Source organism: Fluviicola sp., assembly GCF_039596355.1.
Classification (GTDB): domain Bacteria; phylum Bacteroidota; class Bacteroidia; order Flavobacteriales_D; family Crocinitomicaceae; genus Fluviicola.
This window is the reverse complement of sequence record NZ_JBCNJW010000010.1, coordinates 48,698-67,151: the sequence shown is the minus strand read 5'-3', so window position 1 is coordinate 67,151 and position 18,454 is coordinate 48,698. Positions and strand designations below refer to the sequence as shown.

At 45.4% G+C, this 18,454-nt stretch carries 15 protein-coding genes; 10 read left to right on the top strand and 5 right to left on the bottom strand.

Annotation, left to right across the window (positions count from 1 at the left end):
- The first annotated feature begins 6 nt into the window (after positions 1 to 6).
- The 4 genes from ABDV94_RS16220 (at position 7) to ABDV94_RS16205 (ending at position 3,203) form a co-directional block, all read left to right on the top strand.
- Complete coding sequence (locus tag ABDV94_RS16220) at positions 7 to 612, top strand: CHAP domain-containing protein (RefSeq protein WP_343748261.1); 606 nt, start codon at positions 7 to 9, stop codon at positions 610 to 612.
- Positions 609 to 1,181, top strand: coding sequence for a DUF1990 family protein (locus ABDV94_RS16215; protein ID WP_343748260.1), 573 nt, complete (start codon positions 609 to 611; stop codon positions 1,179 to 1,181). The genes ABDV94_RS16220 and ABDV94_RS16215 overlap by 4 nt, the downstream gene beginning before the upstream one ends.
- Complete coding sequence (locus ABDV94_RS16210) at positions 1,178 to 1,717, top strand: hypothetical protein (RefSeq protein WP_343748259.1); 540 nt, start codon at positions 1,178 to 1,180, stop codon at positions 1,715 to 1,717. The genes ABDV94_RS16215 and ABDV94_RS16210 overlap by 4 nt, the downstream gene beginning before the upstream one ends.
- A gap of 136 nt (positions 1,718 to 1,853) precedes the next feature.
- Positions 1,854 to 3,203 carry a SpoIIE family protein phosphatase gene (locus tag ABDV94_RS16205; protein ID WP_343748258.1) on the top strand — a complete coding sequence of 450 codons (1,350 nt, stop codon included), beginning with the start codon at positions 1,854 to 1,856 and terminating at the stop codon, positions 3,201 to 3,203.
- 60 nt (positions 3,204 to 3,263) lie between these two features.
- Here the strand turns inward: ABDV94_RS16205 and ABDV94_RS16200 are convergent, their stop codons facing one another.
- Positions 3,264 to 5,708, bottom strand: a complete 2,445-nt coding sequence (locus tag ABDV94_RS16200; protein ID WP_343748257.1) for a carboxypeptidase-like regulatory domain-containing protein — start codon at positions 5,706 to 5,708, stop codon at positions 3,264 to 3,266.
- 30 nt (positions 5,709 to 5,738) lie between these two features.
- Positions 5,739 to 7,457: a peptide ABC transporter substrate-binding protein gene (locus ABDV94_RS16195; RefSeq protein ID WP_343748256.1), complete on the bottom strand. Its 1,719-nt coding sequence runs from the start codon at positions 7,455 to 7,457 to the stop codon at positions 5,739 to 5,741.
- Between the two features lie 264 nt (positions 7,458 to 7,721).
- Between ABDV94_RS16195 and ABDV94_RS16190 the strand changes: the two genes are divergently transcribed.
- Both ABDV94_RS16190 and mce read left to right on the top strand, forming a co-directional pair.
- Positions 7,722 to 8,519 carry a hypothetical protein gene (locus tag ABDV94_RS16190; protein WP_343748255.1) on the top strand — a complete coding sequence of 266 codons (798 nt, stop codon included), beginning with the start codon at positions 7,722 to 7,724 and terminating at the stop codon, positions 8,517 to 8,519.
- Positions 8,520 to 8,635: 116 nt separating this feature from the next.
- The gene (gene mce, locus ABDV94_RS16185; protein WP_343748254.1) at positions 8,636 to 9,037 is read left to right on the top strand and encodes a methylmalonyl-CoA epimerase; all 402 of its coding nucleotides are present in this window, start codon (positions 8,636 to 8,638) and stop codon (positions 9,035 to 9,037) included.
- Positions 9,038 to 9,064: 27 nt separating this feature from the next.
- Here the strand turns inward: mce and ABDV94_RS16180 are convergent, their stop codons facing one another.
- Positions 9,065 to 9,694: an HAD family phosphatase gene (locus ABDV94_RS16180; RefSeq protein WP_343748253.1), complete on the bottom strand. Its 630-nt coding sequence runs from the start codon at positions 9,692 to 9,694 to the stop codon at positions 9,065 to 9,067.
- 38 nt (positions 9,695 to 9,732) lie between these two features.
- On the opposite strand from ABDV94_RS16180, the gene ABDV94_RS16175 reads away from it, so the two are divergent.
- The 4 genes from ABDV94_RS16175 to ABDV94_RS16160 all read left to right on the top strand — a co-directional run bounded on the left by ABDV94_RS16175 (position 9,733) and on the right by ABDV94_RS16160 (position 16,861).
- Positions 9,733 to 10,077 (top strand): hypothetical protein, encoded by a 345-nt coding sequence (locus ABDV94_RS16175; protein WP_343748252.1) that lies wholly within the window; start codon positions 9,733 to 9,735, stop codon positions 10,075 to 10,077.
- 141 nt (positions 10,078 to 10,218) lie between these two features.
- On the top strand, positions 10,219 to 12,945 hold the full coding sequence (locus ABDV94_RS16170; RefSeq protein WP_343748251.1) for a 2-oxoglutarate dehydrogenase E1 component: 2,727 nt from the start codon (positions 10,219 to 10,221) through the stop codon (positions 12,943 to 12,945).
- A gap of 29 nt (positions 12,946 to 12,974) precedes the next feature.
- On the top strand, positions 12,975 to 14,249 hold the full coding sequence (gene odhB / locus ABDV94_RS16165; RefSeq protein WP_343748250.1) for a 2-oxoglutarate dehydrogenase complex dihydrolipoyllysine-residue succinyltransferase: 1,275 nt from the start codon (positions 12,975 to 12,977) through the stop codon (positions 14,247 to 14,249).
- A gap of 188 nt (positions 14,250 to 14,437) precedes the next feature.
- Entirely contained in the window at positions 14,438 to 16,861 is a 2,424-nt protein-coding gene (locus ABDV94_RS16160) for a gliding motility-associated C-terminal domain-containing protein (protein WP_343748249.1), read from the top strand.
- A 101-nt stretch (positions 16,862 to 16,962) separates the two neighbouring features.
- Here the strand turns inward: ABDV94_RS16160 and ABDV94_RS16155 are convergent, their stop codons facing one another.
- Positions 16,963 to 17,898: a hypothetical protein gene (locus ABDV94_RS16155; RefSeq protein WP_343748248.1), complete on the bottom strand. Its 936-nt coding sequence runs from the start codon at positions 17,896 to 17,898 to the stop codon at positions 16,963 to 16,965.
- Positions 17,895 to 18,236 carry a hypothetical protein gene (locus ABDV94_RS16150; protein WP_343748247.1) on the bottom strand — a complete coding sequence of 114 codons (342 nt, stop codon included), beginning with the start codon at positions 18,234 to 18,236 and terminating at the stop codon, positions 17,895 to 17,897. Before ABDV94_RS16150 ends, ABDV94_RS16155 begins: the two co-directional genes overlap by 4 nt.
- Positions 18,237 to 18,454: the final 218 nt, after the last annotated feature.

Here is an 18,454-nt window from a genome sequence, read left to right as displayed (position 1 = left end):
AACCCCATGAAAAAATGGATCGTATCTCTTACAGTTGTCATAGTGGCTGCAATCGCCGTACTCGGTTTCTTCGTTTACCGGAACAATCCTTTTTTGTTCACTTCGGTTGAAATCGGCGATCCGATCGACAGCCTGAATCATGTCGTCGTTTACTACAATTCCGGAACCGGGAACGTTTCAGGACGCAATACCGCTCCCGACGGCTACAACATCGGATTGAAGTATCAATGTGTTGAATTTGTAAAGCGTTACTATTACCAGCATTACAACCACAAAATGCCCAATCCGTATGGAAATGCGGTTGACTTTTACAACAAATCACTCTCCGACGGGAATTGGAATCCCGACCGCGGACTCACGCAATATTCGAATCCTGGCAGCAGCAAACCCCGGGTGGGAGACCTGATCGTCCTGGATGCAACCTCACTGAACGGTTACGGACATGTTGCCATTATTTCCGGAGTAAGTGACCATACGATAGAAATCATTCAGCAAAACGGCGGAAAACATGCGAAAAGCAGGGTCACTTACGGGCTCATTTCCCAAAGAGGGAGATGGCAAATTGACCACTCCCGGGTGTTGGGTTGGCTGAGAAAAAATAACGCACGATGAAGATTCGTTTGATGGATCAGAGCAGCCGGTTTCAGAAACACCTGGAAGCGCTCAAAAAAACAGAAGTCATGCCCTATGACAAACAGCAGCTCACGGAAAAAAGCAGTTCCATCGGGATTGAAGGTTTTTCCACATTGGATTCCCTGAATACGGACTCCTTTTTCAGGTACGAAATTTTCCCAAAACACATCCTGAACGGCTATCCGCAGTGGATTGCCGAACAACGAATGATCCAGCCCGGAGATACGATTGTACAACAGGCAACCTTGCCTCCGTTCCCGGTCTTTTCACAGAAAATCATTTTCGGGGTGCGGATCAAAGAAGTATTCCGCGAGGAAAAGCGAATCGGGTTCAGTTACGAAACACTCAAAGGGCATGTTGAAAAGGGCATTTCCTACTTCCTCATCGAAGAAAGCGCCGGACACATCGTTTTCAGCATTCATACCTTTTCCAAACCTGGAAACATACTCAGCAAGCTGGCCGGCCCGCTTTTTTCTAATCCGTATCAAAATTACTGTACCCGGAAAGCACTGCATTTTGTCAAATTAAAACTGGAACAATCCAAATGAAAAAACTCCAATCCTCTGACTTGATTCCGCTGGAGCAATATACTATTTCAACAGCTCTTTCTGCAGACGAAATCGCTCAGCGCCTTTACCTGCTTACCAATCTTTCGGGCAAAAAAATCCGGGTTCCCCAATCCCAAAAGAACATTTCGACCTATCGCGGAGACGTTTCAAAAACGGGTTTTAAGCTTTCGCGCTACATTTCATACCAAAACTCCTTTATCCCCATCATCCGGGGAAACATGGAGCCTCAAACAGACAAAACAGACATCCGTATTACGATGAAGCTTCAACTTTTTGTGAAAGTATTTATGATCATCTGGCTTTCATTGGCAGGGCTTGCCTCACTAGTTGTCCTCATAATTGCTGCAAACCTATTATTCAGAGGCCGCATTCACATCATGGAACCCCTGGCATTCATCCCGGTAGGGATGTTCATTTTCGGCTACTTGTTGATGCTTTTGCCTTTTAAACTGGAAGCGAAGAAAAGTAAAAAAGAACTGGATTTGCTGTTTGAAGCGGAACCCCGCTCGAATTAAACCGTTGAACCGCCAAAATGAGTGTTTACAGCACATGAGCCAGTCTTCAAATTTAGTTGCAGCAGCAGGATTCGCGGACTCTTTTTACTTGTAAAAATGTTTTGCCCATTTCCGATAGAATAGTATATTTGATTGAATGATAAATCGAATACTTGATAACGGGATTTCGGTTAACAACACGGACTCGCTGAATCGGAAAATCCGGATCAGTAATCTCATTGCTTTGCTGGTCGTTGCGGTAATGATCTGCTACACTCCCATGTACGTGTATTTCGAACAACCGGTCGGGATTACCATCAACGGGTTATTCTTTTTCTCCGGACTGCTAACCTTCTTCCTCATTCATCAAAAGCACTTCCTGGCAGCTTTCTTCCTGCATGTGTGCTCCGGTTTTCTCTATTTCACGATCACTACGTTTGTTTACGGAACGGCTTCCAACCTGCATTTCTTTATGCTCGTGATCTGTATGGTCAGCGTAGTGGTTTTCAACAACCAGCAACTGATCCGTTTTTTTGTTACGTTGGCCATCGTGTCGTTTTTCTCCCTGGTGATCTGGTTTCATTTCCACGAACCACTTTTAAAAATACCGAAGCAAACCGAAACAATGGAGGCTTTGCTGGGAAACATCAACCTGTTGTTGTTATTCCTGATCTGTTCCCTGTTTATCTTGTTTTTCAAAGGTGAAATGATCGGATCGCACAAGCGCATTACAGAACAGAAAAACCTCATCGAAGAGAAGAACCGCGACCTCACAGATAGCATCCGCTACGCACTACGTATTCAAAACGCCATGCTTCCGGGCCGGGAAGTCATCAGGAACATTTTCCCCGATTATTTCCTGTTTTTCCAGCCCAAAGACATCGTGAGCGGAGACTTCTATTGGGTGTTTGAAAACGAAGATTACCAATTCCTGGCTGTAGGCGACTGCACCGGACACGGTGTTCCGGGATGTATGATGAGTGTATTGGGAATCAACCTACTGACCGAGATCGTGGAGAATAAACAGATCAGTCAACCGGATGCTATTCTGAATGAACTCCGAAACGGTATTCTGCTGGCTTTTGACAAAGACGGGAAAAACGCAGATCACCAGGACGGAATGGACATAGCAGTTATCCGCATCAACCGGAAAGTGAAGACTTATTCCTTTGCCGGGGCAAACAACGACATGTACCACTTATCCGGAACGCATTTGCAGGAACGCAGGGCAGATAAACAACCCGTAGGCTTCTCGCATCAGTCCAAGCCATTTACCCAGCAGGATTTTTCCTATGAAGACGGGGATATCCTGATCTTGTTCACCGATGGATTTGCAGACCAGTTCGGCGGGCCTAAAAACAAAAAGTTCCGCTACAAATCGTTCCAGGAACTCCTGGTAGAATACCGCAACCGCGACCTTGAAAGGGCATTGGAAAACACTTTCCACTCCTGGAAAAAAGACCTGGAGCAGGTAGACGACGTATCTGTATTCGGAATCAGACTCTGATAAAACAGGTTGAAAGAGTTGAATCGCTTAAAATCACTATTGAACTATTGAAACCTTTCCTTACTCTTTCTTTCCACTTGCCAGTTTGAAACTGATCCGGTAATAGAAAATCGGCAGGAAGCCCAACTGTGTTTTTTCAACCAACGGTTCCTTGTTCGGGTTTGCCAGATCCGGAGCATAGGCCAGACCTAAAATATTCCGGGTATTGAAAATATTGACCAAATCCAACCCGATTTCGTGTGTGACTTTCCGCGCGTTCATCTTCCAGCTGATCTTCAAATCGGCGCGGAAATAATCCTTGAATTGGCGCTCGTTGAAGAGGGAATCACTAAAGATCAATTCTTTCTGCAAGTTTGTTTCCGCCAGGTTGATATACCCGTAGCGTTTTCCTCCGGCAACGGTTACTTTCCCTCCGAGTCCCAAAACGTGCTTCTTGCCCAGTTTAAATTCTTTTCCGAACAACACATTGGCAGTATACAATCCGTTGTAGCTTGTGTTTCGCGTAATACCGTCGCTTCCTTTGTATTTACTGTCATACAGGGAAACCGTTGTGAGAATGTAGAAGCTCTTGTCGAAGAATTTCTGAAGGGTCAATTCCCAGCCGTAATTCACACCTGTTCCAGTATTTTGAAGCGAATCCGGGAAGAAACGTGAAAACCCGCTTCCCTGGTTGATGATTGAAAAAGCCGAAGGAGTCACTGTTACCGGAACCTGGTAAAGGTACTGGTAGTAGATTTCCGTTCTGAACTGGAATCCTTTTTTGAAGTTCTTTTCATACCCCAGCGCGGAGTGCATCGACTTGGTGAACCCCATGTCTTTATTCTGATACACCTTGTTCCCGTTTGCATCAAACTGGTGGTAGGTATAAATGTAGTAAGGCTGTGTCTGACTATGTAAACCGGCGCCTGCAAATAGTTTCTGGTTTCCTTTCATCGCCCATTTCCAACCCAAACGCGGTTCCACCGGACTCAGTGAATTGCTGAACGAATAATACTGTGCGTGCAAACCAGCCGTGAAATCCATGTTTTCTTTGATCCGGTATTTCCACTGGAAGAAAGGCTGAACAAGCACTCCACCCTGACCTTTGTAATCCCAGCGGTTGATAAATGCCGTTCCAGCCGTATTCAACACACTGTCAATCATGTTGAAGGTGAGGAAATCTGCATTCAAACCGGCTTTGATCACGTGTTGTTTCCCGATCTTGTGGTTGATGCTGAACATCCCGGAATAATGTGCGATCTTGTAGGAATAGCCCATGATGCGGTAAATGCTGTCGACACGGATATTGATCGTCTGTTGTCCCCCGTTGTACGTTGTATCGAGTGAACGAACCAGGTAATCGTGGTGTGAATGCTGGTCTTCGATACTTCCGGAAAAAGTGGTCGTGAGGAACGTTCTTTCGGAAAGTGATTTCTTGTACGTCAATCCGGCAACTGCCATTCCCGTACCGAAATACTGGTCGCGATCTCCCTCACCGTATAAATCGGTCGTATATTCTGTCTGTTCCGAAATCAGGATTTTGATATTGCTCTTTCCGCCAATTCCCCACAAAGACAACTGCCCGCCTTTTTTCAAAGGGAAATTAAACTTGAATGCGCCGTCTCCATAAACCGGCACGGCATCTGTCCCGATCCTGATTCCCATAAACTGGAAAAGGCTCAGGGTCGAATAACGTCCCATGACCAGGTAACTCGCATTTGATTTCTTACTCAAAGGTCCTTCGGCAAGCACTTCCGTACCCAGGAAACCGAATTGCCCGGTAAACTCGTGCTGCTTGTAGTTTCCGTTTCGCAATTTTAAATCGAAAATCCCGGAAACCGAGTTCCCGTATTCTGCAGGGAAAGCAGACATAAAGAAATCCGAGTTTGCAAGGCTTTTGTTATTGATGATCGAAACCGGTCCGCCCGAACTTCCTGAAATAGCGAAGTGCGACGGGTTCGGAATATCGATTCCTTCTACTTTATAAACGATTCCAAGCGGCGAGTTTCCACGAACCACGATATCATTCCGGGAATCATCTGCTCCCTGAACTCCGGCAAAATTACTCGCCATACGTGCAGGATCTCCTCTCGAACCGGCATAGCGCTCTGTTTCCTCCACCGAAAACTGCTGAGCAGAAACCATCGCCATCTCGTTTTTCACTTCGCCCGGCTTCTGTGCTACCACCACCACTTCTTCTACTTCGCTGATGCGTTCCTTTACCTTAATCTCCACGACCGTTTGTCTTCCGGAATTCACGTCAACCGAAGACGAATAGTTTTCATAAATATTCGATTTCACATCCAGCCGGTGCTTTCCTACCGGAACATTTAAAAACTCGAAAACACCATTGACATTCGTCATCGTTTTCAACTTCGAACTATCTGAAAGTGTAATGAATACATGAGCACCTGAAACAGGAAAGTCGGACTCGGAGTCCAGGATTGTACCACGCACGGTTTGAGTCGGTTGCGCGATCAGGATTGACACAAACGCGCAGAACAATACGGTAAGGATAGCTTTCATTCTTTGAATATATCAGGCGTAAATATACACTTATTGAATCGACTTCAAATATTCTTCCTTCGTCCAGTCCTTAATGTATACACGTCTCAAATCCAAAAATTCCATCGGGTTATTCTTCAGATTGCGAACCCTGGAATAACTCAACGTAAAGTCATTGGCGTACCAGAGCGGAATCATCGGCGGGTTTTTGAGCAGTTCAACTTCTGCCTTTGAAAACAACTCCAGCCTTCTCTTTTGCCCGGCAGCACGCGCCTGTTCAAAATAGCTGTCAAACAAGGGATTCATATAACGTGACTGATTTCCGGCAGAGGGCATCTTGTGATCTTTCGGAACCAGTTTTCCGTAAAAATTCATCAGGAATGTTTCCGGGCTTGAGTAGTCTGCAATCCAGGCTGTACGGAAAATATCCCCGCGTGCCATGTTTCCGTCTTCGTTCCGTTGTTCAAAGTTAGACCCATCAATGTTCACATTGATCCCCAGCGTCTGGTAAATCTGGTCTGAGATTTCTTCCGCTACGGCAGTATTCAAGTCACTAATGTCTATACGCAAATCTACGCTTCCGAAACTTTTTCCATCCGGGTAACCCGCCTCAGCAAGCAGTTGTTTTGCCAGTTCGGGATTGTAATCGTAGCCGTATTTTTTGATTCCGAAGAAATCATAGCCTTTGAATACGGAACTGATCGGCGGCGTGATTCCGTAAATTCCGTATTCGTAATATTGATTTCGAAGCACATTGTCTGCCAGGCGCTTCCGGTCGATCGCATAATTGAATGCCTGGCGCACACGCACATCCTGGAAACGCGGTTCGTTCATATTGAAGAAGTAGTACTGCGTTGTCAGCAGCGGATTGTTGTACAACACCATCAGCGGAGGTTGTGCATTGAAATCAGAGATGCGGCCTTCCAGCATTTCCGTAATGCGCGATGTCGGCAAACCGTTAATCATGGAAATCTTCCCTTTTTCGAACAATTCGAGCTGCTCCAGTTTGCGCGACTGCACGTAGAAAACAACCGAATCCAGATACGGAAGTGCATTTCCTTTGTTGTCGACCATATAATAATCCGGGTTCTTCAGCAATATGAATGACGATTCATCGGTTGGTTTTGTAAAACAAAAAGGCCCTGTTCCCACCACATCCGTTTCCTTCTTCGCTTCGACCACTTTTTTGGAAATGATGCTCGCACTGAGGTTTGCCAGTTTATTGATGTAATTCTGATCCGGGTTGAGCAAGGTAATTTCGATCTGCTGCTTCTTGATTTTGATTCCGCTGATCGTTTTTGCTTTTCCTTCGTAGAATTGTTTCGCACCTTTCACCTGGTCTGCAAGCAATGACAAATAAGCGGCAGTCGGGTTTCCTTCTTCGTTCGGCTTACACGCTTTTTCAAACGTAAACAAAACATCTTCCACCGTCAGTTTCCGGTCTTCTTCGGATTTAAACACGTCATTTTCATGAAACAAAATATCATCCCGGATGGTGAATGTAAAAATCGTTCCGTCTCCGCTAACACTCCATTTTTCAGCAATTTGAGGTTGCAACGACAAATCTTCCGGGTTAAAGCTCACCAATCCTTCCATGACCTGGGAAAGCAATTCAAAGGAATAAACATCTGTAACTTCTCGCGCAATAAAAGTGGTAGGTGTATTATCGATTGCCATTCTAAAGCTCCCGCCAGCATACTCAAACTGCTTTTTGTCTGAGCTGCACGAAACGAGAAGAAGAACCAGGAAAGTTGCGGTAACTAATTTCATAGTAGAAGTATGCGTTTATCACTACAAGAATAGAAAAAATCTTTTACTAAAATAACTTAAAAAAACAAAATTAATGTATTGAAAATGTTAAGTTAGGGAGTCTCTCCATCGACGAATGCATATAATTTCATGATAAATTAACTCATTAGATAGTTGAAGAGAAAAAAAAGTTGTACTTTCGCATTGTAAATTGTTGGTAATGTAAAAAATAGCTAGTATACTTGCCACGATTTTTAGTGTAGCTACTAAATAAAAATGAAACAGTTGAAATTATTCCTACTTTGCTCTTTCTTAACGTTGCTAAGCTTTTCAAGTTCAGCAGTTCTATCCATTGAAGGAAGCTATCAGGGCAAAAACTTATACGTTCAGAATCCTGAAGACGGGGATGGTTTCGGCTTTTGCGCAACGAAAGTAACTGTTAACGGAGATATCTTACCTGGTGGCACAGCCATCTCCGCATTTGAAATCGATTTTTCCCTTTTTAACATTGAAATTGGCGAACCTGTTTTTATCGTTATCGAACATAACGACGGGTGTAAACCAAAAATCCTGAACCCGGAAGTATTGCTTCCACGCAGTACCTTCAACACACTCGATATTCAAATTCAGAACAGCGGGATGCTGACCTGGAAAACGAATAACGAACAAGGAAAACTTCCGTTCATTATCGAACAATACCGCTGGAACAAATGGGTGAAAATCGGGGAAGTTCAGGGAAAAGGAACTCCCGGAACAAACTCGTATGAATTCCTGGTAACTCCACATTCCGGAGAAAATACGGTGCGCGTCGTTCAGATCGACCATTCCGGAGCGAAAAGAAATTCCAAAGAAGTGAAATTTACTTCCAGTGTTCCGATCGTGACCAAAAATCCGGTCAAGGTCAAAGATCAAATCAATTTCACTGCCGCAGGCAAACCGATTGAAACCAGGTACGAGATTTACGATGCCTACGGAAACATTGTCAAGAAAGGCATCGGTTCTTCCGTTCCCTGCTCCAACCTCCTGAAAGGAGCATATTACATCAATTTCGACAACAAAACAGAGAAGTTCTTTAAAGGATAAAATCCGACAAATAGATATTCAAAACCGGCACTTCGACTTCGCTCAGTGGCCGGTTTTTTTATGCTTACTTTTCAAACAATCCGGCATTCGTAATTGGGAATTCGTAATTTTGGTTCATGAACAAAATCGAACACATTGGAATTGCAGTCAAAAACCTGGACGAGGCAATCAAGACATACACCGAATTATTGGGAACCGAATGTTATAAAACAGAAGCGGTAGAAAGCGAAGGAGTGAAAACCGCATTCTTCCAGGTCGGAGAATCCAAAATCGAACTACTTGAAGCCAGTAACGAGAATAGCCCGATTGCCAAATTCATCGAAAAGAAAGGCGAAGGAATCCACCACATCGCATTTGATGTAACAAACATCGAAACCTCCATGAAGGAACTTGCTTCCAAAGGATTTCAATTATTGAACGAGCAGCCTAAAAACGGCGCAGACAATAAACTGGTCGCATTCCTGCACCCGAAATCTTCGAATGGTGTGCTGGTAGAACTTTGTCAGGAGAAAAAATAACCATCTCCCCGCAGGATCCTGGTAGAATTACGTCCGAAAAAAGGGTAAATCAAAAACTTCTTCGTTTTTTCCGAGCAGCAGCGCATCCAAACCGGCTTTTTTAGCACCTTCCACGTGTTGCGGACTATCGTCGATAAACAACGTTTTGGATGGATCCAGTTGATTTTCCCTGCACACAAATTCAAAGATTTCCGGATTCGGTTTTCGCATCCCGATTGCAGAAGAGAAATATGTTTTCTCGAAATAACGCTCCAGCTCCCGGTGTCCGACAGTTTTATTCAACGATCTTCGCACCGCATCAATGTGCAGGTCATTGGTATTACTCAGCAGAAATAAGCGGTATCTGGAAGACAACTTTTCCAGTTTTTCCAAACGTTCCGCCGGAAAATCCAGAATCATGGCATCCCAGGCGTGAACCACCTGGTTTCCATTCGAACCCGCAGGCAGGCGATCCAACAACTGATTGATGAAGTGAAAAGACGAAACCTCGCCACGCTCAAACCGGTCAAACAACTGCGTTTGCTGCAACTGCGAATAAGACGCGCTAAAATCTTTCATCCCCAGGGAAATAAATGCCTTTTCTGTTAAATCGTAATCGAGATTCAACAAAACCCCTCCCAAATCAAAAATGATTGCTTCTTTTGGTGTATCGAACATGCGGCAAAGATAGAAAGTTCGCCGCGAAAGTCCGGATTATGGAAGAAAAAGATTTGAATGCACTCGTTCGGAAATTGCAGCTGGAGCTGAGCCAACCGGAGCTGCTCGAAAAGATCCAGCGCCAGATTCACAAAGATTTTGAACGATCAGGCGTTCCGGACTTCAAACTGATCGACCCCGATCCCACTTCGTGGAACGCACAAATCCAGGCCTTCCTGAAACAATTAAATTCCGGCGAATTGAGCCACCTCCTCTACCTCATCGACGTCCCGGAAATCCTCCTGATCCAGGCAGAAACCAGTGAAGACAGGCTTTTCCATCTGGCAGATGCCATTCTCCACCGCGAATTACTCAAAGTATTTTACCAACTCCGGTACACGTAAAAAAAGCCCCGTTCTCTACGTTTTTAGTAGCATAATTCAGCCCTGAAACAATCTATAGCAATTTTGCATTTTTTTATAGCATTTTCCTATTCACCCTTGCTATAAAAGTCTTAACTTTACCCTCCAATATAGTGCACAAACATGGATAAAGTGACATACGTCGGAAACGCAGACGTGAATGCAATAGAGCATTTGTATCAATCTTACACAAAAGACCCTGAAAGCGTTGATATTGGCTGGCAAAAGTTCTTTGAAGGATTTGATTTTGCTAAGACAAACTATGAAGATGGAGGTGAAATTCCAGAAAATTTCCAGAAAGAATTCAAAGTAATTAACCTGATTAACGGGTATCGTACGCGCGGACATTTGTTCACAAAAACGAATCCTGTGCGCGAAAGGCGAAAATATGAGCCGACCTTAGCTATAGAAAACTTCGGTTTGGAAACCGCTGACCTGGAGACTGTTTTCCAGGCTGGAGACCAGGTTGGAATCGGGCCGGCAACGCTGAAAGCGATTATTGAGCACCTGGAAGAAACGTATTGTCAATCCATCGGAATTGAGTACATGTTTATGCGCGAACCGGACAGATTGAACTGGTTCCGTGATAAAATTGAATTGAAAAACAGACCGAAGTTTGATTCGGAAAGAAAGATACACGTGTACAAAAAACTGCTTCAAGCTTCCAACTTTGAGGCATTTTTAGGTAAAAAATATGTTGGTCAGAAACGGTTCTCCATCGAAGGAGGAGAGGCGCTGATTCCGGCATTGGATGCATTGGTTGAAAAAGGTGCAGACCTGGGTGTTGAATACTTTGTAATGGGGATGGCACACCGCGGACGTTTGAACACCCTGACAAACATTTTCCAGAAAAGACCTCAGGATATTTTCTCCGAGTTTGAAGGAAAAGAGTTTGACGCAGACGGTGCTTTTGACGGAGACGTGAAATACCACCAGGGTTACACCAGCTCCATCAAAACGAAAGAAGGAAAAGAGATCGGTTTGACACTGGCTCCGAACCCTTCCCACCTGGAAGCTGTTGATCCGGTTGTTCAGGGAATTGCACGTGCAAAACTGGATCACCACCTGTCGAAAGACGAGAACAAAATTTGTCCGGTGATGATTCACGGAGACGCTGCCGTTGCAGGACAGGGAATCGTATACGAAGTCGTTCAAATGGCTTTGCTTGACGGTTACCGCGCAGGTGGTACGATCCACATCGTGGTGAACAACCAGGTTGGATTTACAACCAACTTCCACGATGCCCGTTCATCCACTTACTGTACGGACGTTGCAAAAACAACCCTTACTCCGGTATTCCACGTGAACGGAGACGACGTAGAAGCGGTGATCCAAACGATTGAAATCGCCATGGAGTACCGTCAGAAATTCCACCGCGATGTATTCATCGATTTGCTGTGCTACCGTAAATACGGTCACAACGAAGGAGATGAGCCGAAATTCACGCAGCCAAGCCTGTACAACATTATTGCAAAACATCCGAACCCGAAAGATATCTACCTGAAGCAGATTGCTGCAGAAGGGGCCGTTTCTTCGGATGCTGCAAAAAAGTTGGAAGACGAATACAACGATTACCTGGAGAACGAATTCGAAATTGCCCGCAAAAATGAAAAGGCAGTTGTCTGGAACTTCCTGAGCAAAACATGGGAAGGATTCAGAGGCAGTAAAGCAGAAGATTTCGAATCCAGCCCGGAAACAGGAATCAACAAAGAGAAACTGGTAGAACTGGGTCGTAAACTGGCTACACTTCCGGAAGGCAAGAAATATTTCCGTAAAATTCAAAAAATCTTTGACGACCGTCTGGCGGCGATCGAAAACGATAACCTGGATTGGGGAACGGCAGAAATGCTGGCTTACGCAACTTTACTGGACGAAGGAATTCCGGTTCGGATCTCCGGTCAGGATGTGGAGCGCGGAACATTCTCCCACCGTCACGCTGTTGTGAAAACAGAAGACAACGAAGAAGAAATCGAAACATTGAACATGTTGTCTGATCACCAGGCACCATTTACCGTATACAACTCATTACTTTCCGAATACGCCGTTTTAGGATTCGAATACGGGTATTCCCTGGCAACGCCGAAAGCGCTGACAATCTGGGAAGCACAGTTCGGAGACTTCTTTAACGGAGCACAGATTATGGTCGATCAGTTTATCACAGCCGGAGAAGACAAATGGTCTACTCAAAGCGGGTTGGTGATGCTGCTTCCTCACGGATACGAAGGTCAGGGTGCCGAGCACTCCAGCGGACGTATGGAGCGTTTCTTACAGCAATGTGCGGATGAAAACATCCAGGTTGTCAACACATCGACTCCTGCAAACCATTTCCACTTGCTGAGAAGACAATTGGCTCGTCCTTTCCGCAAACCATTGGTGGTATTCTCTCCTAAAATGCTGCTTCGTTATCCTGCAGCTACTTCTTCCCTAGAAGAAATGGCAAGCGGAACATTCCGTGAAGTATTGGATGACCCGACAGCAAAAGCAGGACAGGTAGACACCTTAGTATTCTGTTCCGGTAAATTCTATTACGAGCTGAAAGAGAAAGCAGCAGAAATGGGAGTTGAAAACATGGCTTTCGTACGTGTAGAGCAATTGTACCCGCTTCCGCAAAAACAAATCGAAGCAATCGTTGCAAAATACAACGCGAAAAACATCCTGTGGGCACAGGAAGAACCTGCAAACATGGGGGCATGGACGTACATCGCGATGAACCTGAGACAAATTCCATTCATCGGGATTACCAGACCGGCATCAGCTGCTGCTGCGGAAGGTTCTAAAAAATTGCACGAACGCCGTTTGAAACAATTGTTTGCTGATGTATTCCAATATGCATCCGTAACAGCTAAATAAGATTTTAAAAAACTAAAACCAATTCAATTATGTCAATCCTTGAAATGAAAGTACCTAGTCCGGGAGAATCGATTTCTGAAGTGGAAATCGCTACCTGGCTGGTTTCGGACGGTGACTATGTAGAAAAAGATCAGGCCATTGCAGAAGTAGACTCAGACAAGGCTACACTGGAGCTTCCTGCCGAGCAATCCGGGATCATTACCCTGAAAGCTGCTGAAGGCGATGTGGTGAAAGTTGGACAAGTGGTTTGTCTGATCGACACTTCGGCTGAAAGACCTACAGGTTCTGCGGCTCCGGTTGCAGAAACAAAAGCGGAAGAAGCAGCTCCTGTAAAAGAAGCGGCTCCGGCGGCAGAAAAAACAAGTGCTCCCGTAACACCCAATCCGGGGCCTGTATCTGACAGCTACGCAAAAGGAACTCCATCACCTGCTGCAGCAAAAATCATGGCAGAGAATGGCATTTCAGGGACAAAAATCAACGGTACAGGAAAAGACGGCCGCATCACGAAACAAGATGTAGTGAGTGCTATGGCTGCCGGAATCTCATCTGCAGATGCACAAGGATGGGGTGGCACACGCGACCAGCACCGTGAAAAAATGTCGATGTTGCGTCGTAAAATCGCAGAGCGTTTGGTTTCTGTGAAGAACGAAACAGCGATGCTGACGACTTTCAACGAAGTGGATATGAAGCCGATCATGGATTTGCGTGCAAAATACAAAGATCAGTTTGCGAAATTCCACGAGGTGAACCTTGGGTTCATGTCTTTCTTTACAAAAGCTGTAACAGAAGCATTGAACCTGTTCCCTGCAGTAAATGCTCAAATTGACGGAAACGAGATCGTATTCCACGATTACGCAGATATCGGTATTGCAGTATCCTCTCCGAAAGGATTGATGGTTCCGGTGGTGCGCAATGCAGAGCAAATGAGCCTTGCAGAGATCGAAAAAGAAATCAAACGATTGGCAGTGAAAGCCCGCGACGGGAAAATCACTCCGGAAGATATGACAGGAGGAACGTTCACCATTACAAACGGTGGTGTGTTCGGATCCATGATGTCTACACCGATTATTAACCCACCGCAGTCTGCGATCCTGGGAATGCACAACATCGTTGAGCGCCCGGTTGCGATTGACGGAAAAGTGGAAATCCGCCCGATGATGTACCTGGCGTTGTCTTACGACCACCGGATCATCGATGGAAAAGAATCTGTAAGCTTCCTGGTAAAAGTGAAGGAAATGATCGAAAACCCGGAGCGAATCATCTTCGGAGGAAAAGATCCGCACGCAGTGCTTTTAGGTCTGTAAAAACCAACAAGGAAATATCCAAACCCGGTGCTGATCAGTACCGGGTTTTTTATTCAACATGCTTAGGGTTCTGATCCAAAAAATCCCAAGCACCTATGAAGTTGCCATCCCCATGCAACCAATTTCGCCAACCTGCAGTCTATAAGTCAGTTCCAAAACTGAACCAATTTACTAATACTTAACTTGTCATGAAGTTAACTACTACTATTGCAATGACCCTGATGGGGTTCACTGCCCTGTCACAGCTTTCGGCTACAGGCAGTTCGCAGCTAAACACCAATTGTAACGGAACCGATTGTAACTATTCCGGTCCTTCTATTCTCATCAACGAATTGATGATCAGCCCGATCGACAACGATGGATCCATCTCCGGAAACGGTGGAGTCTCTTCCGGGAGAGGCGAATGGATCGAACTTTACAATCCAAACCTGTGTGAGCCCGTTGATATTTCGTGTTATTACCTCGGAAATGATACCCCGGAAGGAAACGGAGGTTTTGTAATTCCAGCCGGGACCATTGTTCCACCGGCAGGTTTTTGTATGATCCGTGGGATGAACGTTCCCGCCGTGCCGGCCAATTTACTGGTTCAAAACGGTGGAAATGTCGTCGAAGTGGTTGTTCCATACAACATTTCTGATCCCGGCGTTTGTGCAGCAGGATCACGTTTGTGGTTTCCGAATGCCGGAGGCTGGTTCGCATTCTATGATTCAAACGGAGTGCCACAGGATGCCGTTTCCTGGGTAAATTCCGCAAACGTATCCGGTTCACCCTGCATTCCTTCCCTGCCAGGCTGTTCCAATGCAACTTCCCTTCCGAGCTATAACAACATTCCCGCCGGACGTAAGAATTACCTGAATACCTCCTCCTCACTCATACTGGGCAGTTCCGTCAGACGGCTTCCCGATGGCGGCGCATGGGATACGCAGGCAGCTCCGACCTATGCAACCTGCAACGGAACCTGTATTCCTGCGGGATCTTCTTCCTGTACCGGAACAGCAACGATAAACGTTTCAGGTGGAACACCGCCCTACACGTATGCATGGAACGATTCCCAGGCACAAACCACTCAAACAGCACTCAATCTATGTGCCGGAACATATACGGTAACGGTAACTGACAATGACGGAACAACGGGAACGTTCCAGGTAACAGTCAGCAATTTTGTACCCACCGTGTCTGTTGACCTACCTGCAGAAATATGTGTGAATGCCAATCCGGTTCCCATAACAGTAAGTCCGGTTGCAACTACAGGACAAACCGGAACACTCACCGGAAACGGGGTCAGTTCATCGAATTTCAATCCGACCAGCGCAGGAGTTGGGAATCATACGGTAACCTATTTCTTCCAGGATCAATTCGGTTGCAGCAACTCAGCAAGCGACTCAATTATCGTACATCCGCTACCGGTTGTATCCATTACCAACAATCAATCTCCTTATTGCCTTTCAACTACTCTGGCCGGATTATTGCTTTCCCCGGCAGGTGGTCAATTAAGCGGAACAGGAGTTGTAAACAATCAATTTATTCCATCCCAGGCAGGCGTAGGAACATTCACGTTAACCTACACGTACCAGGATGCCAACGGATGTTCCAACTCAACAACTATTACCGTGCAGGTAGTCGGTTCAGCACCGGCAACACTCACCATCCCTTCGGATTTGTGTATTGACTCCGATCCGGTGATCATGGTAGCAAATCCGGGTGGAGGTAACTTCCAGGTTGACGGAACTGCTTCAGGCAGCACGTTTAATTCCGGAAATGAGGGAATCGGAAGCCACGTGATCACGTACTCATTGACCGATGCAAACGGGTGTCTCACAACTGCAAGCGGCACGATCCAGGTACATGGATTACCCGACCTTCAAATTCCTTTGAATGGGATCTATTGTTACGAAACCGGGGTCTATCCTGTCAGCCCGACACCTCCCGGAGGTACATTCACAGGAGCGAATGTGCTTGGAAACGGAATCAATATTCAGGGAGTTTCTCCGGGAAGCTATACCGTTTCCTATACCTACACGGATTCCTTCGGCTGTTCGAACCAGCTGGATAAGACCTATACCGTAAGCAGCCCTGTTCCCGCAAAGTATACGTATGAAACCAACTGTTTCCAGGAAGCGACCTTCACTTCCCTGGTTTCAAATCCGGATTATACGTACCACTGGAATATCGGGAACAGTTACCAGGGATCCGGAAACGCTTTCGCGGTCGTTTTCACTTCACCGGGAACCTATCCGGTCGTTTTCACCGTAACAGATCAGTTTGGTTGCTCCTATGATTCAACAGGGGTCGTTACGATTGCAGAAGGAGTAAAAATCGAAGAACTCGGGATGCCGAATATCATTACTCCAAACGGAGACGGGGTGAATGACCGCCTGGAAATGCCTGCTTTACTGACGGATTGTTTCGAGTATGAAATCACGATCGTGAACCGCTGGGGAAATGTGGTTTATTCGATGGACAACAACAGCAGTTTTTTTGAAGGACGTGACAAACACGGAAACGAGCTGAGCGAAGGTGTTTATTTTTATTCGATCAAATCCGATGATTTCGATTGCAACGATAAAAAATACAAGGGATTCTGTTACGGCAATATCACCATTGTGCGCTGATTTCAGAACAGTATCAAAAAGAAAAGGCTGGCATCCGTTGATACCAGCCTTTTTTGCACTACTACACTACGTAGATAACAGGTCAGTTTCGTTGATTCGCGTTATTGATATTTTTTCACTTTGGTTCCGTCTTCATACACGTAGATCACCAAACCGGGTGTGGTTTCAGTCACTTGCTGCCCCATCAGGTTCACAATCTCTTTCAGTGGATTTTCTTTCATGGTATTGTCTACCACTGTCCATTCGTCAAATGTTCTGCGGGTTCCATCCTTATCCACCTGCGTGATCCGGTAATAGTTTTTCTTTCCTGCTGCCGGACTGGAGTGAACCGTTCCGTAGTTCTGTTTTGCTTCCGAATTTCCGGTTCCGTACGCGTTGATATGAGCGATGCTTGTCCACAGTTCTGCTTCCGGGTTCACCGACCATTCAACATCGAAATAGTCGTTGTTCTTTTCAGACAGGGTTGTCCAGCTCAAACTGTTTTCGTTTCCGACTCGTTTTCCGGTAAAAGAAACCATTTCCACCGGTAGCACGACGTTACAGGATACTGTAAAATTCGTGATCTTATAACCTGTGTAGACAAAGGAATTGTCTGACTGAAAATTCAAACGGAAACGAATGTTGGAGGAAGTCGGCAGCGTAATTGCCGGGATGGTAGACCCCGGAGAATTCCCGAAATTTCCGGTCCACCCGATTCCAGCCCCGTATGGATTGATCCAGGTTGCCCCATTATCCAGGGAATACAGGATAAACAAAAAGTCGTATTGATACTCAGCATTTCCGAATGCGGTGAATGCCACCGAAATGGTAGATGCATTCGCACAGGAAGCGTCAATAGACGGCGACGTATACGTCGTGTTCAGGTTGTTACTGTAATTCCCGGTACAGTTTGTCGTGACATAGTTACAAGCCGTTCTCCATTGGAGCGCACCGGAATTTGTCCATCCCGGGTCCACACCCGATGTCCAGGAGTAGGGCAATTGTGAGAAAGCAGCAAAACCCGTTGCTACCATCCACGCGGTCAACAATCCCTTCATGGCTGTTTGGCTAAAGTTGCTTTCGGTAAGAATTTTTGTTTCGCGTAAAGCGTTACGATTACCCCTTGTTCGGTGGTAAAAGCAAAGTCAACAGATTCTCTTCTCAGATCTTCATAGGAGGACACATCAAAGGAACTGATCTCAAAACCGGCTGCATGGGAAGCATCAATGGCGTAACTTTCACAATAATAATATGTGACGGCTTGTAGTTTTTGCTGCGGCATCTGCGCAAGCTGTTCTTCTGTAAAATGAGCCAGAAGCCTTTGATCATACGATGTTTGACCAAAGGAATGAGACGCAAGAGTTAGAAGAACAATCAGTAGTAATTTATTGTTCATCTTTGTATAAGTTTCAGTATCGCATATTAGTTAATTCAACTAAAATTTTCTCCCAACAATGTGTGATTATTAAACAAAAATGAACATTCCGTTAAATCCATCGAGTATTCTGTTTTACAAAAACTAATTATTTCGTTTTTTGGTTTATTCCAACGCTTTGCAAGAAGACCACGTTTAAATAACCATTGCTAAAGACATTTCCTTATTTTTGTGACTAA

Coding starts and splice junctions, on each gene's coding strand:
- ABDV94_RS16220 (WP_343748261.1), top strand. CDS start 7: ATGAAAAAATGGATCGTATCTCTTACAGTTGTCATAGTGGCTGCAATC.
- ABDV94_RS16215 (WP_343748260.1), top strand. CDS start 609: ATGAAGATTCGTTTGATGGATCAGAGCAGCCGGTTTCAGAAACACCTG.
- ABDV94_RS16210 (WP_343748259.1), top strand. CDS start 1,178: ATGAAAAAACTCCAATCCTCTGACTTGATTCCGCTGGAGCAATATACT.
- ABDV94_RS16205 (WP_343748258.1), top strand. CDS start 1,854: ATGATAAATCGAATACTTGATAACGGGATTTCGGTTAACAACACGGAC.
- ABDV94_RS16200 (WP_343748257.1), bottom strand. CDS start 5,708: ATGAAAGCTATCCTTACCGTATTGTTCTGCGCGTTTGTGTCAATCCTG.
- ABDV94_RS16195 (WP_343748256.1), bottom strand. CDS start 7,457: ATGAAATTAGTTACCGCAACTTTCCTGGTTCTTCTTCTCGTTTCGTGC.
- mce (WP_343748254.1), top strand. CDS start 8,636: ATGAACAAAATCGAACACATTGGAATTGCAGTCAAAAACCTGGACGAG.
- ABDV94_RS16180 (WP_343748253.1), bottom strand. CDS start 9,694: ATGTTCGATACACCAAAAGAAGCAATCATTTTTGATTTGGGAGGGGTT.
- ABDV94_RS16175 (WP_343748252.1), top strand. CDS start 9,733: ATGGAAGAAAAAGATTTGAATGCACTCGTTCGGAAATTGCAGCTGGAG.
- ABDV94_RS16170 (WP_343748251.1), top strand. CDS start 10,219: ATGGATAAAGTGACATACGTCGGAAACGCAGACGTGAATGCAATAGAG.
- odhB (WP_343748250.1), top strand. CDS start 12,975: ATGTCAATCCTTGAAATGAAAGTACCTAGTCCGGGAGAATCGATTTCT.
- ABDV94_RS16160 (WP_343748249.1), top strand. CDS start 14,438: ATGAAGTTAACTACTACTATTGCAATGACCCTGATGGGGTTCACTGCC.
- ABDV94_RS16155 (WP_343748248.1), bottom strand. CDS start 17,898: ATGAAGGGATTGTTGACCGCGTGGATGGTAGCAACGGGTTTTGCTGCT.
- ABDV94_RS16150 (WP_343748247.1), bottom strand. CDS start 18,236: ATGAACAATAAATTACTACTGATTGTTCTTCTAACTCTTGCGTCTCAT.